Origin of the sequence: Rubrivivax sp. A210 (assembly GCF_904426505.1) — a bacterium.
Taxonomy (GTDB): Bacteria; Pseudomonadota; Gammaproteobacteria; order Burkholderiales; family Burkholderiaceae_C; genus Rubrivivax.
Window position 1 is genome coordinate 19,145 of sequence record NZ_CAJGBN010000015.1, and the last position, 14,935, is coordinate 34,079.

Genomic DNA, 14,935 nt, shown 5'->3' on the forward strand with positions numbered 1-14,935 from the left:
GTTGAGAACCGAAAAGCTCGCCCCCTGGGCCGCCTACGCCGTGGTCGGCCTGGGCGCGCTGATCATGCTGGCGCCCTTCTACTTCATGTTCGTGTTTGCCACGCACACGCGCACCGAGATCTTCAGCCTGCCGCCGCCGCTGCTGTTCGGCGGCGACTTCCTGGACAACCTGCGCATCCTGACCAGCCGCATTCCGTTCTGGCGCAACCTCGGCTGGAGCCTCTACGTGGCGGTGGCCAATACCGCGCTCACGTTGCTGTTCTGCAGCATGGGCGGCTATGCCTTCGGGCTGTTCGAGTTCCGCTACAAGAACGCGCTCTTCGCCTTCGTGATGGCGACCATGCTGCTGCCCAGCTTCATGAACATGATCCCCACCTTCATGATCATGGACGTGCTGGGCTGGATAGACCAGCCGCGTGCGCTCTACATCCCCGGTGCGGCCAGCGCCTTCGGCATCTTCCTGATGCGGCAGTTCGTCGTCGCCTCGGTGCCCAAGGACTTGATCGAGGCCGCGCGCATGGACGGCTGCGGCGAGCTGCGCATCTACTGGCGCATCGTGCTGCCGCTGCTGCGGCCCGCCCTGGGCACGCTGGGCCTGATCACCTTCATCGCCAGCTGGAACAACTTCATCGGCCCGCTGATCGTGATGCGCAGCCCCGAGATGTACACGCTGCCGCTGGCCCTGCGCAGCCTGCAAAGCCCGGTCGACACCGAATGGGGCGCGCTGATGGCGGGCTCGGCCATTGCCACCATTCCGCTCGTCATCCTCTTCATGCTGTCGTCGCGGCAGCTCATCAGCGGCCTCACGGCCGGCGCCGTCAAGTAGTACCGCATTCCACTCCATCGCCCCTGCCATGACCGCACCCGAGACCCCGATCCCCAGCGCTGCCTTCCCCGCCGACTTCGTCTGGGGCGTGGCCACCAGCGCCTTCCAGATCGAGGGCGGGGCCAGCCTGGGCGGCAAGGCGCCCTCCATCTGGGACAGCTTCTGCCGCGTACCCGGCGCCATCGCCGACGCCAGCCATGGCGACGTCGCCTGCGACCACTACCACCGCTGGGAAGCGGACCTCGACATCGCACAAGGCCTGGGCATCGATGCCTACCGCTTCAGCATCAGCTGGCCGCGCGTTCAGCCCGCAGGCAGCGGCGCCTGGAACGCCGCCGGGCTCGACTTCTACGAGCGCCTGGTCGACGGCATGCTGCAGCGCGGCCTGACGCCCTATCTCACGCTCAACCACTGGGACTTGCCGCAGGCGCTGCAAGACCAGGGCGGCTGGGGCCACCGTGACACCGTACACCGATTCGTCGATTACGCGCGTGGCGTGGCGCGCCGCCTGGGCGACCGCGTGGCCAGCATCACCACCCACAACGAGCCCTGGGTCGTGGCCACGCTGGGCCACGAGAACGGTGTCTTCGCCCCGGGCCTGCGCGACCGGCGGCTGGCCATGCAAGTGGCCCACCACCTGCTGCTGAGCCATGGCCTGGCACTGCAGGCGCTGCGCGCCGACGGCAGCCGTGCCCAGCTGGGCATCGTGCTCAACCTGAGCCCGGTACACGCCGCCACCGATGCGCCGGCCGACCAGGCCCAGGCCCGCCACGAGGACGGCCGCCTGTTGCGCTGGTACATGGACCCGCTGTTCCACGGCCGCTACCCGCAGGACATCGTCGACTTCCTCGGTGCCGACGCGCCGCAGATCCAGCACGGCGACCTGGACGCCATCGCCCAGCCGCTGGACTTCCTGGGCCTCAACTACTACACGCGCGCCGTGGCCAGCGCCCAGGGGCCCTGGGACGTGGCGCAGAGCGGCCTGGAAGTCACGGCCATGGGCTGGGAGATCTATCCCGAGGGCCTGACCGAGCTGCTGCTGCGCCTGCGGCGCGACTACCCGGTGCCGCCGCTCTTCGTCACCGAGAACGGCGGCGCCTTCGACGACGTGGTGCAGGACGGCCGCGTCCACGACGCCGCCCGCACGGCGTATGTCGCGGCCCACATCGCCGCGGTGGCCGAGGCGCTGCGCCAGGGCGTGCCCATGGCCGGCTACATGCTGTGGAGCCTGCTCGACAACTTCGAGTGGGCTTCGGGCTATGCCAAGCGCTTTGGCATCGTACACGTCGATTTCCAGACCCAGCAGCGCACGCTGAAGGACAGCGCGCTCTGGTACCGCGGCTTTCTTCAGCAACAGCAGGCCCTGCGCGCATCCAGCCGCGCCGTGCCGGTGGGAGCGTGACGATGGGACAGGTCAGACTCAGCGGCCTGCGCAAGAGCTACGGCGACACCCACGTCATCAAGGGCATAGACCTGGAGGTGAAGGACGGCGAGTTCCTCGTCTTCGTCGGCCCCAGCGGCTGCGGCAAGAGCACCACGCTGCGCATGATTGCGGGCCTGGAAGACATCAGCGGCGGCGAGATCAGCATCGATGGCCAGCGTGTCAACGAGCTGCGCCCGGCCGACCGCGGCACGGCCATGGTGTTCCAGAGCTATGCGCTCTACCCCCACATGACCGTGGCCGAGAACATGGGCTTTGCGCTCGAGATGTCCGGCGTGGCCAAGGCCGAACGGCGGCTGCAAGTGGGCCGCGCGGCCGAGATCCTGCGCATCACCGAGCTGCTGGCCCGCTACCCCAAGGAGTTGTCGGGCGGCCAGCGCCAGCGCGTGGCCATAGGCCGCGCCATCGTGCGCAAGCCCCGGGTGTTTCTGTTCGACGAGCCGCTGTCCAACCTGGATGCGGCACTGCGGGTGAACATGCGCATCGAGCTGACGCGGCTGCACAAGGAGCTGGGCACGACGATGATCTATGTCACCCATGACCAGGTCGAGGCCATGACCATGGGTGACCGCATTGCCGTCTTCAACAAGGGCCATGTCGAACAACTCGGCGCACCCATGGCGTTGTACACGCGCCCGGCCAACGAGTTCGTTGCCACCTTCATCGGTGCACCCAGGATCAATCTCGTCGACCGTCCCGGCGCAGACGCCAGTGCGGCCCACCGGGCCCTGTGGGCGGCGGTGGCGGGCCAGGCGCCGGCGCAAACACAGCGCGCCGGGCTGCGGCCCGAGCATCTGCGGCTGGTGGCAGCGGCCCAAGGCATACCGGCCCGCGTCGCGCTGGCCGAGCACCTGGGTGATTCGTCCATCATCCACCTGCGCGTGGACGGCCTGGCCGAGTTGCTGAGCGCCAAGGTTGGTGCCGAGCATGGCGGCATCGCCGCCGGCCAGGACGTGGGCCTGGTGCCCGATGCCGCCTGGGCCCTGGCCTTCGACGCCGAGCAGCGGTTGGCCGCCTGAGGTTTTCGCGAACTCGCGGCCTTGAGGCCGCCAGCATTTTTGAAGCGGGCCTTGCCCGCTTTTTCTTTCCGTGATCGCACCCGCCGCTTCAAAAAGGCGGGCGGCACACGGCCAAAGGCCGTGCGCCGCCAGGTGGGCTTACTTCGACCAGTAGATGTTGTCGATGGCGATCCTGGGCAGGCCCGTGGTGTTGAGCGGCTTGCCGGTGAAGGCGTAGCGGTCGGCGATCACGAAGGGCAGCAGCACGGCGCGCAGGTCCAGCCTGGGGTTCACGGCCAGGAAGGCCGCGACCGGAATCGTCACCTTGCACCAGGCGCCGGTGTTGCAGTAGCTGAAGTCGCCCGGCGCCAGTTGCAGGAAGGCTTCGGCGCCCTTGCGGTCTTCGGTGTCGGTGCTGATGCCGATCTCGATCTTGCCCGGGTAGCCGGCAGTCTTGATCCAGGCCGTGAGGCTGCCGCCGGCAAAGGCCGAGAGGTTGCTGGCGGTGCCGAAGCGCAGGATGCCCCAGCCGTAGTCGGCCGGTGTCGGCGTGATCTCCAGGCTTTGCGGCCCGTCGCCCGGGGCGAAGCTGGCGCTGCTCAGCGGGCGGTCGGCCGTGACGCCGCCGGTCTGCTTGCCGAAGGCGGCCCAGTCGCCGCCGGCCTGCACGGCCTCGCCGGCCGTGGCGGCATCGGCGAACACCGTGAAACGGCTGGCGGCCACCGCCGTGCCCACGTCCAGCGTCTGGAACGAGAGGGCACTGGCTGCGTCGCAGGGCGAGGACTTGTCGTGGACCCAGGTGGCGCTGCCGGCGGCAGTGCCGTCGGGCCGGAGAGCCTGGATGGCGCAGCGCGCCTTGCGGTCCACCGTGAACATGCCCCAGAAGTTGTCGTCCAGCTTCCAGGGCTCGTCGAAGGCCTCGAAGACGAAGACGGTGCGCGGGCCGGCGCCGGTGCGATCAAGGGCCTCCCAGGCGCGCAGGCGGTCGACAAACATCTTCTGGTTGGCCGGGCTGGCGCGGAAGGGCAGGTTGCCGCCGCCGCCGCCGGTGTTGACCGCGTGCCAGCCGGTCTCGCCCACGACGATGGGCAGGTGGGGCAGGCCGGCAAAGTCGAGATAGCTGCGCACCGCGCCGTACTGCACCTTGGTTGCGGCGATGGCCGCGTCCATCATCGCCGTGGCGCGGCTGGCGGGGGCGGCGGCAATCTGCTGCCAGTCCCACACGCCCTCGGCAAACACCGTGTCCTGTTCGACATAGGTGTGCAGCGCGACGAAGTCGACGGTGTCGGTGATGGTGTGCGGCGCCGACTTCCAGAAGCCGTAGTTGTCGTCAGTGGTGACGGGCTGGTTGATGGCGTTGCGCACCCGGGTGATGTAGCCCGCCAGCGTGGCAGGGTTGTCGATCTTGTTGAAGTCGAACACCAGCATCTCGTTGCCGACGCTCACTGCCAGCACGATGGCCGAGAACTGGTTGGCCAGCGCAATGGCGCGTGCCGCCTCGGCATCATTGGCCGTGCTCTTGCTGTTGCCGTAGCCCTGCAGGTAGGCGCCCAGGTAGACCTTGATGTCGAGGCTGTTGTCGCGTATGACTTCCAGCGTCTGCCGCGCCACCATGTCCGAGCTGTCGAACAGGCGGATGAGGCCGAAGCCGCCGGCCACCAGCAGGTCCATGTCCTGCTTGATCATGGCCTTGGTGATGACTTCGGTGTCGCGGTTGAAGGTGCGGAAGGGCGAGTAGTTGACCGCCTTGCGCGTGGTGAACTCGGCGCTCAGCGGGCGTTGCTTGCTCACTTCGACGCCGGTGACGGGCGTGCTGCCACCGCCGCCGCAGGCCACCAGCGTGGCCGCCAGCGTGGCCGCCAGCGCGGCGCGCATCCAGCGGCCGGTGCGGGCGGGCAGGGCATCGGACAGGAGTGTGTGCTTCATGGCCTTGACCTCGGATGCATGCATTTCAGAAGACATAGACCCCACCCAGGGTGAGCCAGTTGCCGCGCGTCTTGACGCGGGAATCGACATTGCTGAAGGCCGAGTTGCTGGGCATGGACAGCGGTGCCAGGCCCTGCCTCGCGTACTGCACCATGCCCAGCGTGGCGTAGGCTTCGAAGCCGTTGCGGAAGTTGTAGTTCAGGCCCAGCGTGTTGATGGTGGCCGAGTTGGACTGGCCGCGGTCCGAGGGGTTGGCGGTGGACGCCGCGCCCAGATGCACCATGCCGGTGGAAGCGGTCCACGGGCCGCTGCGGTAGCGCAGGCCCAGCATCAGGTCCACCGAGGTGGCCGGGTAGCCCTTGAATACGCCGCCACCCAGATCGCGGGACCAGTCGACGTTGAACATGTTGTTCCAGCGCGCATCCTCGACCAGGCCGGTGCCGGTGTGGGTATTGGGCGGGGTGGTCACCACGGCATAGGCGCCGCTCCAGCGGTTGGCGCGCAGCCCGCCCGAGATCTCGACGTTGCCGTCGACCTGGTAGCGCCCCATGACCATCGCAATGCCCTGGCTGGAACTGCCCAGCTTGGCGTCGTCGGCCGGGAAGGGCGTGAGGCCGGTGAACACGCCGTGGCCGAAGGCCGAGGGCGTGCCGTTCTTGGCCCACTGCCACATCGCGTCGACCACCAGATCGCCCTTGTGGTACTGGGCATAAAGCTCCAGGAACTGCGGCTTGTTTTTCTTCCAGCCGGCCTTGCCGATGTCATAGGTGGCCTCCAGCACGAGATCGCCCTCGGCCACGTCCAGCGGCCTCGAGGACAGGCGCAGGGCGCGCGTGAGGATGCCGTAGCCGGCGCCGCTGGAGCCCCAGGCATCGGCCACGCCCACCGCGCTGCCGTAGGGATAGTCGGCCACGCTCCAGCCGCGCGTCGTCATGGCCCCCACGCGCAGGCTGCCGTAATCGTCGTGGCTGACGTAGGCGTTGCGGTCGTAGTAGAAGCCCTTGAAGTCTTCCTTGCCGTCGCGGTAGCGCTGGCTCAGCAGGGCGCCCACCTTGACGCCGCCGCCGACCTCGGCCTTCACGCCCAGGTAGGGCTGGAACAGCGTCAGGGTGGCCACATGGCTGCCGTAGCTCTGGTTCTGGCGGATCTGGTCGGCCCAGAAGCGCTGCTTGTCTTCGCCCGTGGCCACCTGGCAGTTGTCGCAGTAGGGCCAGACCGGCGTCGCCTCGGCCTTGGCAAAGCCGGTCAGGCTGAAGGGGCCGAAGTCGATGGCCTGCGCTGAACCCGCGAGCAGCAGCCCGACGGCAGCCGCGATCAGGTGGGGCATGCGGGACGGCGAGAGTGGTTTCATGTGCTTGACGCCGGGCAGGGCGCGCGGGAGGGAATGGTGGGGGATCCGGGCCATGGAGCCGTAAAGCGGCCTCATGCGAGAAACGTGTGAAAGCGCTTTCAACAGATTAGTCCATGGCCCATCTTGGCGTCAACGGCGGCGCGCCCCGTGTTTTCCCGCGGGCCTGGCGGGCCTGCGGCCGAGGCTGCGGGTAAGCCCCGAGATCGATTCGTGAAAGCGCTTTCAATAATGTGGATCGGCAGGGTCGATCCGGCCGAGTGGAGCATGGCTATGACGCGCATCAAGCAGGTTCTGTGGGGCTTGGCACTCGCCCTGGGTGGGGCCGTCGGCGCCTGGGCCCAGACGCCGCCGACCCTGCGGCTGGGCGCTGCGACTGTGCTGCTGCAGCCCAAGGGCAGCGACAAGCCGCCTCCGGCCGCGCCCTGGCGCACCGAGGCCATGCTGAAGCAGGCTGCCCCCAGCAGCCAGTGGTATTCGACGGTCGCCTTCAATGCCAGGCCCGGCCCGGTTTTCGCCCAGCCCCTGAGCTTCAAGACCACCCCGGCCGGCCTGGAGATGGCGCTGCCGCGCCGCCAGGAGGCAGCCGAGCTGATCCCGTTTGCGGTCAGGCCCGAGCATGTGGTGGCCTTTCCGCATGAGGCCGCGCTCATCTTCTCGCCTCTGGCCTTCGAGCCCGAACCGGCGCGGCTGGCACGCGCGTCCGACTGGGCCGTCGACATCGCCATGGCGCGCGGTGCCGACCAGCTTCTGGCCACCATCGCCCATGGCAGCCCCTATGCCTACTTCCAGCTCAGCCGCGGCGATGTGCGCATCCGCCTGGCAGCGCCGGGCGAGCGCCTGGCGGCCGTCACCGATGCCCGCCAGCTGGGCTTGCGCGTGAACGGTACGAGCTATGTCATCTTCGGCCCCGGTGGCGTGCGCTGGGAGCAGGTATCGCCCACCGAATGGGCGGGCCGCCTGCCCGAGGGCAAGGGCTTCTTCTCGGCCGCGGCACTGCCAGACGACAGGCCCGAGACCCTGCAGCTGTTGGCCCGCCACGCCTATGCCTTCGTTACCGACACCGCCGTGGCCTGGAACTACGACGCCGCGGCCGGCAAGGTGCAGACGCGCTTTGCCGCCACCACGCGCGTGCTGGAAGGGCCCGACCACGGCCCGCTGCTGGGCCTCTACCCCCACCACTGGCACGAGAACCAGACCGTGGCCGGCAAGCTGGGCCCGGTCTACGACACCGTGCGCGGCAAGCTGCGGCTGCTGGCGGCCCCCGCATTTACCACCGAGCGGCCGTGGCAGGGCTTTCTGCCGCATTGGCCAGGGGTCACCGGAGGGCCGGGCCTGGTGGCGCTGGAAGACGAATTCAAGCGCGACTTCAGGCGCCGGCGCGACCTGCTGCCCAGCCGCGAGAACCCGGACAACTGGCGCGTCAGCGTCTATTGGGCGGGCCAGGGCCTCACGAAGTTGACGCAGCTGGCGGCGGTGGCCGAGCAGCAGGGCAGGATCGGCGAACGCGACCAGCTGCTGGCGCTGGCCAAGGAGCGCATGGAGTTCTGGTTCAGCGGCAAGGGCAAGGCCAGCTACTTCATGCTCGACCGCAGCCTGGGAACGGTGGTGGCCTACCCCGATGAGTTCTTCTCGGTCGAGCAGATGAACGACCACCACTTCCATTACGGCTACTGGATACGCGCAGCGGCCGAGATTGCGCTGCGCGACCCGCAATGGGCCGCCAAGGACCAGTGGGGCGCGATGATCGAACTGCTCATCAGCGACATCGCCCACACCCAGCGCGGCAGCGCCGGGTTTCCCTATATCCGCAACTACGACGCCTACGAGGGCCATTCCTGGGCCGTTGGCATAGGCGGGGTCGACAAGTATGGCAACTTCGGCAACAACCAGGAATCCAGCAGCGAAGCCGTCAACGCCTGGGCCGGGCTCATCCTGTGGGGCGAGGTCACGGGCAACCGCGAACTGCGTGACCTCGGCATCTACCTCTATGCCAACGAGACGAATGCGATAGACCACTACTGGTTCGACCTCTACCGCCTCGTCTTCCCGCCAGATTACAAGCCCGCCGAGACCAGCATGGTGTTCGGCGGCATGTTTGTACACAACACCTGGTGGACCGACGAGCCGCGCCAGATCCACGGCATCAACCTGCTGCCGGTGGCGGGCTTCTCAACCTACCTGGGGCGCGATCCGGCCTTCATCAAGCGCAATCTGGCGGCGATGGACGCCGAGAGCGCGGCCTACAGGCAGCGCGGCAAGTTTCCGCCCAACCCGCCGCCAGAAGACATCTGGCAGGACATCTTCGCGAAGGTGCTGGCCCTCGCCGACCCGGCCGCGGCGCTGGCGCAGTACAAGCCGCGCGGCAGCGTACAGGATGGCAACACCGCCAGCCACACGCTGCACTGGATCGCGAGCCTGCAGGCCCTGGGCACGCCCGACTTCGGCGTCACCGCCGACACCGCGCTCTACCAGGTGTTCAAGCGTGCCGAGGGACAGCGCCACTACCTCGCCTTCAATGCCGGCAAGGTGCCGATCACCGTGCGCTTCAGCGACGGCAAGCAGCTGATCGTCGCCCCCGGGGTGCTGGGCCGCCTGCCTTGAGGGCCTAAGGGAAAGCACAGGGCCGGCGGCGCTTGCCATGCCGGCACGCACGCCGTAAGCTGATCGTGAAAGCGCTTTCAACGCTTCATGAACCGTACCACCGATAGCGGCGCCATCGATCCTCGCGCCAGTCAGGAAGACACCATGAACCGATTCGCCAAGTTCTTCGCCCATTCCGCCACGGCGGCGGCGGCATCGTTGCTGGTGGCTGCCTGCGGGGGTGGCGATGCGTCACCGCCGCCGGGGGCCTCGGCCATCAATGCGCCCAGCACGGCGCCGGGGCCCGATACCGCGGCGCCCACGGTGGCCATCTTCGACGACACGCCCGCCGCGACGGCCAGCGGCCCGGTGACCTTCAGCTTCGTCTTCAGCGAGGACGTGGGCGCCAGTTTCACGGCCGACGACGTCACCGTCACCGGCGGCACGGCGGGGGCTTTCACCAAGGTGAGCGGCACGCAGGCCACCCTGGTTGTCACACCCACGGCCAACAGCGCCGGCACGATGTCCATCAGCATCGCGGCGGGCAGTTTCAGCGACGGGGCCGGCAACCGCAGTGCCGCCGCCGCCAGCGCGCAAAAGGCCTTCAGCTCGGTGGTGCTGACGCAGATGGCGTTGCCGGTCAGCTTCGACCTCGGCGGCATCGGCTACGGCCTGGCCGGCTTCGGCGGCGCCGAGGATTCCAGCATCGCGGCCGACCCCACCAACGCCGCCAACCAGGTGGGCCGGGTGGTGCGCGCCGCCGGTGCCGAAGTCTTTGCCGGCACCACGATCACCGCCACCACCGCGGCCGGCGTGCAGACGGGCCTGGCGCCCAGGATTCCCTTCACCGCCAGCGACACCACGATGACCTTGCGCGTGTGGTCGCCCGATGCCGGCATCCCGGTGCGGCTGAAGGTCGAAGACTCGGGCGACCCCAACAAGTCGGTCGAGACCGAGGCCACCGTCACCACGGCCGCGGGCTGGCAGACGCTGAGCTTCAACTTTGCCAGCCAGGTTGCCGGCACGGCGGCGCTGAACCTGGCCTTCAACTACAACAAGCCCACGGTCTTCTTCGACTTCGGCCGCGCCCGCGCCGCGGCGGTGCAGAAGACCTACTACTTCGACGACCTCGCCTTCGGTGCCGCAGCTCCCGCCGCCGGCTGCGGCACCAGCGCGCCCACCTGCGCGCCGACCACCGCCATCCCGGCGGGCGCCACCGTGATCTACAGCGATGCCGCCGCCATCGGTGGTCTGATCAAGAACCCCGACTGGGGTCAGAGCCCGGCCGTGGGGTTTGCCGAGCCGGTGATCGCGGGCAACACCTCGCTCAGGTACAGCTTTGGCGGCACCGCGCTCTACGAAGGCATCGATTGGGCCGCGAGCCCGGTCGACGTGTCGAGCAAGACCCGCCTGCACCTCGATGTGTTCCCGGGCGACGTGACCAGCCTGAAGGTGTCCATCATCAGCGCCGGCAAGGAAAACGCCGTCACCCAGGCGCTCACGGCCGGCAGCTGGAACGCCATCGACATCGATCTGGCGCAGTACACAGTGCCCGACAAGACGGCCATCATCCAGATCAAGCTCGAGCCCAATGTTGCCGGCACGATCCATGTCGACAACATCTACTTCCACGGCGCAGCTGCCGGCGGCACCAGTTGCGGCACGACCGCGCCCACCTGCGCGCCCACCACCGCCATCGCGGCCGGCTCCACCGTGATCTACAGCGATGCCGCCAGCGTGGCCGGCATCATCAAGAACCCCGACTGGGGCCAGAGCCCTGCCGTGGTCTTTGCCGAGCCGGTGATCGCGGGCAACACCTCGCTCAAATACACCTTCGGCGGCACCGCGCTCTACGAAGGCATCGACTGGGCCGGCAGCCCGCAGAACGTGGCCGCCAAGGGCACTTTGCACCTGGATGTGTGGACCGCCGACGTGGCCAGCCTGAAGGTTTCGCTGATCGGTGGCGGGGCCGAGAATGCCATCTCCAAGGCCCTGACGGCAGGCCGCTGGACTGCGATCGACATCGACCTCTCGCAGTACACCTCGCCCGACCTGACGCGCATCATCCAGATGAAGCTCGAGCCCAACGTGGCCGGCACCATCTACGTCGACAACATCCACTTCACCGGCACGGCCGCGGGGGGTGGCGTGGCGCCCGGCAGCTTCACGGGCGGCATCTTCGCCAGTGACTACTCGGGCAACCTGGGCGCCAATACGGCGCGCTCGGACAAGGGGGGCACGGTGGGCTTCTTCGTCGACCCCCGCCTCTTTGCGGTCAAGGTCTTCGAGGACGGTTCCGTCAGCGGCAGCGCGCAAGACCCGGCCGGTGTTCACAACTTCTTCTACGGCATCGGCAAGCCGGCATCGCCTACCTTCGCCGACGCCTTCTTCGGCGCCTTCGTCAACGCGCCCGGCGACACCACGGCCGATGCCTCGGCCTTTGCCAAGGTCAAGCTCAAGTTCTGGGGCGACGCCGAATCCTGGGAAAAGCCCAACTTCACCGCTCAGGTCGACGTGCTCCTCCAGGGCCCCGCCAATGTCGCCTGCACCAACCCCTCGGGCCGGCCGGAGATCACCAAGACCGTGGCGGCGCAGAAGATCGGCGCTGGCGCCGATTACCTGATCGCCAAGACCGAGTTCACGCTCACGCAGAGCTGCGGCGGTGCCTATACCGTCAACAGCATCTGGTCGGCCGTGGGCGCCGTGGTGGTGCGCCTGTCGGGCGCCAACCTCAACTACGTCAATACCGTGCCCAGCGTGCCGCCCTCCTATCCCACCTTCATCAACATGGGGCCGATCTCCTTCATCAATTGAGCGAGGCGTTGGCGCCGCTGGGTCGGGGCGGCGCCAAGGAATTGACCGTCAAGTGATAGCGCCGGCGCTGCGGCCGCCGCCGGCCCTGTGACGGCCGGCGGGGCCGAGGGAGATTAAGGAATTCTGAGCAGGCGTCGGACTCGGCCCGGCCCTTGATGCCGGTCAAGAATGCGGCGGCATCGGCACCCAGAATCGGCTTGTGTGATGGCCCTGCCGGTCGTCTCTTCACCCGCAAGCCACCCGCCATGACGGCCGCCGAACTCCTTGCCTTGATCGCCGCTGCGCTGCTGCTGCAATTGATGGTGGGGCTGGGCTGGATGGTCTGGCGGCAACGCTCAGGTGCGGCCATGGCCCCGCCCCCCACTGCGGGTGCGGCAACGGCCGCCAAGGCGCGTGCCGCCTGGGCGGGGTGGCGCGAGTTCAGGGTCGAGCGGCGTGAGTTCGAGGACGCAGCGCAGACGCAGTGCTCGTTCTACCTGCAGCCTGCGGATGGCCAGCCGCTGCCGGCCTTCAAGCCGGGCCAGTTCCTGACCTTCGGCCTCGATGTCGGCGTGCCCGCCGCGGACGGATCGGTCGCCAAGCGCGCGATCACGCGCTGCTACTCCCTGTCTGATCGACCCGATCCGGCGCACTATCGGGTGACGATCAAGCGCGTGCCGCCACCCGTCGACCACCCCGGGTTCGCGCCCGGCCTGTCGTCCAACCACTTCCATGACCATGTGCAGGCCGGCGACATCCTGCGCGTGAAGGCCCCGGGCGGGCACTTCTTCATCGATGAGGATCCGAACCTGCCGGCGGTGCTGATCGCCGGCGGCATAGGCATCACGCCGATGATGTGCATGCTGCGCTGGTGCATCGCGCAGCAGCCGCAGCGAACGGTGCACCTCTATTACGGCATGCGCAACGGCCACGAGCACGCCTTCAAGACGCAACTCGAGGCATTTGCGCTGTCGCATCCGGCGCTGCGCCTGAACATTGTCTACAGCCGCCCGGGCGAGGCCGACCTGCAAGGGCGTGACTACCAGCATCGAGGCCACGTAGACGGCGAACTGCTGCGCCGCACACTGCCGCATGGACGCCACGCCTTCCTTGTCTGTGGCCCACCCGCCATGATGCAGACCTTGGTGCCTGCGCTGGCCGCCTGGGGGGTGCCGCCAGGCGATATCCACTTCGAGGCCTTTGGCCCGGCGTCCGTGAAGTTGCCGGGCGGCGAGGAAGCGGCGGCGCCGTCGGCAAGCGGCTTCGAGGTGAGCTTCCAGCGCTCGGGGCGTACCCTGGCCTGGGACGGGCGCGACGCGTCGCTGCTCGACTTCGCCGAGCGGCACGGCGTCGAGGTCGAATCCGGCTGCCGCTCGGGTGGCTGCGGCAGCTGCCAGACCCGCCTGCTGGAGGGCTCGGTGCAGTACGCACAGGCGCCCGACCACGATGTGGCCGCGGGCCATTGCCTGCTCTGCGTGGGCCGGCCTTCGTCCGCGCTCGTGCTGGAGGCCTGATGCCCCTGCCGGCCCGGATACTGCGCCGCGAGGTACTGCCCTTCCTGGCGAGCTTTGCCGCGCTGGTGCTGGGCGCACTGGCCCTCGACGGCTTGCTGCACATTCTCGATCTGCTGTGGGTCGGCCGCTGGCTGGGCATACCCGGCGTGCTGGCCATCATCGGCTCCACCGTCTATTCGCTGCGCAAGCGCAGGCTGATCCAACGCGGGCATCCCGCCCGGCTGCTGCGCTGGCACGAAGTGCTGGCCTGGAGCGGATCGCTGCTGGTGCTGGTGCACGCGGGCGTTCATTTCAACGCCATCCTCGGCTGGCTGGCTGTGGCGGCCATGCTTATCAATGTAGGCAGCGGGCTCACCGGCAAGTTCATCCTTGATCGCTCACGACGCCGCCTCGAGGAAGCCCGGCAGCGCATGCGGGAGCGCGGCCTGACCGAAGCCGAACTCGAGGACCGCCTCTACTGGGACAGCCTGACCTTCGACGTCGTCAAGCAGTGGCGCCTGGTGCATTTCCCGATCACGCTGGCCTTCGCCGTGCTGGCCACGGCACACATCGTGGCCATCTTCCTGTTCTGGGGCTGGAAGTGAAAAAGCGCCCAGTCCTGCTGATCGTCATCGCGCTCAACCTCGTCGTGCTGGTGGCGCTGGCCTTCGCCTATCCCCACCTGATGGTGAGCCCGGGGCCGCTGGTCAAGGGCCATGCCGAACTGGCCACCGATTGCTTTGCCTGTCATGCGGTGTGGCGCGGTGCATCGTCGGGGCGCTGCGTCGAATGCCACGCCGTCGCCGATGTGGGCCTGCGCACCACCAAGGGCGTTGCGATTGCCGCCGGCACCATCAAGGTCTCATTCCACCAGGCGCTGATCGAGCAGGACTGCATGGCGTGCCACAGCGACCACCAGGGGCCCAAGCTCACCAAGCGCAGCCGCAAGCCGTTCTCGCATGAGTTGCTGAAGGCGACGGTGCGTGATGGCTGCTCCTCATGCCATGCGGCGCCCAAGGACACCGTGCACCGCGACCTGAAGGTCGAATGTTCGCAGTGCCACGAGAGCAAGGCCTGGAAGCCGGCGCACTTCGACCACGCCCTGCTGGCCAAGGCCGCGCTCGATCAATGCCAGAGCTGCCACAACGCGCCGACCGACCGCCTGCACCGCCAGATCCGGGGCAGCTGCAAGGCCTGCCACAAGACCGAGGCCTGGAAGCCGGCCACCTTTGACCACGACAAGTACTTTGTGCTCGACCGCGACCATGAGGCCAGCTGCGAAACCTGCCACAAGAACAACGATTACAGCCGCTACACCTGCTACGGCTGCCATGAGCATTCGCTGGCAAACGTGCGGGCCGAGCATCTGGAAGAAGGCATCCCGAACTTCGAGAACTGCGTTGAGTGCCACCGCGACCCGCGCGTCGAGCCCGAGAAGGGCGGTGGAGGTCGGGGTCGGGGCGAGCGGAAGCGGGACTGAGGCCCTTGGCGCCCGCTGGCCAGAACACGAGCGCGGCGGCCAGCCGC

The 14,935-nt window shown here is 68.2% G+C and carries 10 protein-coding genes; 8 read left to right on the forward strand and 2 right to left on the reverse strand.

All coding sequences use genetic code 11. From position 1 onward, the window contains the following. The first annotated feature begins 1 nt into the window (after nt 1). The 3 genes from JMV16_RS12345 to JMV16_RS12355 are packed head-to-tail and all read left to right on the forward strand — an operon-like array spanning nt 2 to nt 3,286. Complete coding sequence (locus tag JMV16_RS12345; RefSeq protein WP_236580490.1) at nt 2–826, forward strand: carbohydrate ABC transporter permease; 825 nt, start codon at nt 2–4, stop codon at nt 824–826. 28 nt (nt 827–854) lie between these two features. Then, the gene (locus JMV16_RS12350) at nt 855–2,228 is read left to right on the forward strand and encodes a GH1 family beta-glucosidase (protein ID WP_201494581.1); all 1,374 of its coding nucleotides are present in this window, start codon (nt 855–857) and stop codon (nt 2,226–2,228) included. 2 nt (nt 2,229–2,230) lie between these two features. Further along, entirely contained in the window at nt 2,231–3,286 is a 1,056-nt protein-coding gene (locus JMV16_RS12355) for an ABC transporter ATP-binding protein (RefSeq protein WP_201494582.1), read from the forward strand. Between the two features lie 138 nt (nt 3,287–3,424). Here JMV16_RS12355 and JMV16_RS12360 read toward each other — a convergent pair whose 3' ends face one another. Both JMV16_RS12360 and JMV16_RS12365 read right to left on the reverse strand, forming a co-directional pair. Further along, entirely contained in the window at nt 3,425–5,191 is a 1,767-nt protein-coding gene (locus JMV16_RS12360; RefSeq protein ID WP_201494583.1) for a hypothetical protein, read from the reverse strand. A 25-nt stretch (nt 5,192–5,216) separates the two neighbouring features. Beyond that, on the reverse strand, nt 5,217–6,542 hold the full coding sequence (locus JMV16_RS12365; protein WP_201494584.1) for a hypothetical protein: 1,326 nt from the start codon (nt 6,540–6,542) through the stop codon (nt 5,217–5,219). 270 nt (nt 6,543–6,812) lie between these two features. Here JMV16_RS12365 and JMV16_RS12370 point away from each other — a divergent pair, with 270 nt between their 5' ends. The 5 genes from JMV16_RS12370 to JMV16_RS12390 all read left to right on the forward strand — a co-directional run bounded on the left by JMV16_RS12370 (nt 6,813) and on the right by JMV16_RS12390 (nt 14,888). Next, nucleotides 6,813–9,143, forward strand: coding sequence for a glycosyl hydrolase (locus tag JMV16_RS12370; protein ID WP_201494585.1), 2,331 nt, complete (start codon nt 6,813–6,815; stop codon nt 9,141–9,143). A 144-nt stretch (nt 9,144–9,287) separates the two neighbouring features. Then, the gene (locus JMV16_RS12375; RefSeq protein WP_201494586.1) at nt 9,288–11,936 is read left to right on the forward strand and encodes an Ig-like domain-containing protein; all 2,649 of its coding nucleotides are present in this window, start codon (nt 9,288–9,290) and stop codon (nt 11,934–11,936) included. A gap of 245 nt (nt 11,937–12,181) precedes the next feature. Next, nucleotides 12,182–13,429: a 2Fe-2S iron-sulfur cluster-binding protein gene (locus JMV16_RS12380; protein WP_201494587.1), complete on the forward strand. Its 1,248-nt coding sequence runs from the start codon at nt 12,182–12,184 to the stop codon at nt 13,427–13,429. Then, on the forward strand, nt 13,429–14,013 hold the full coding sequence (locus JMV16_RS12385) for a hypothetical protein (protein ID WP_236580491.1): 585 nt from the start codon (nt 13,429–13,431) through the stop codon (nt 14,011–14,013). The genes JMV16_RS12380 and JMV16_RS12385 overlap by 1 nt, the downstream gene beginning before the upstream one ends. Beyond that, entirely contained in the window at nt 14,010–14,888 is an 879-nt protein-coding gene (locus tag JMV16_RS12390) for a cytochrome c3 family protein (protein ID WP_236580492.1), read from the forward strand. The genes JMV16_RS12385 and JMV16_RS12390 overlap by 4 nt, the downstream gene beginning before the upstream one ends. The last annotated feature ends 47 nt before the right edge of the window (nt 14,889–14,935 follow it).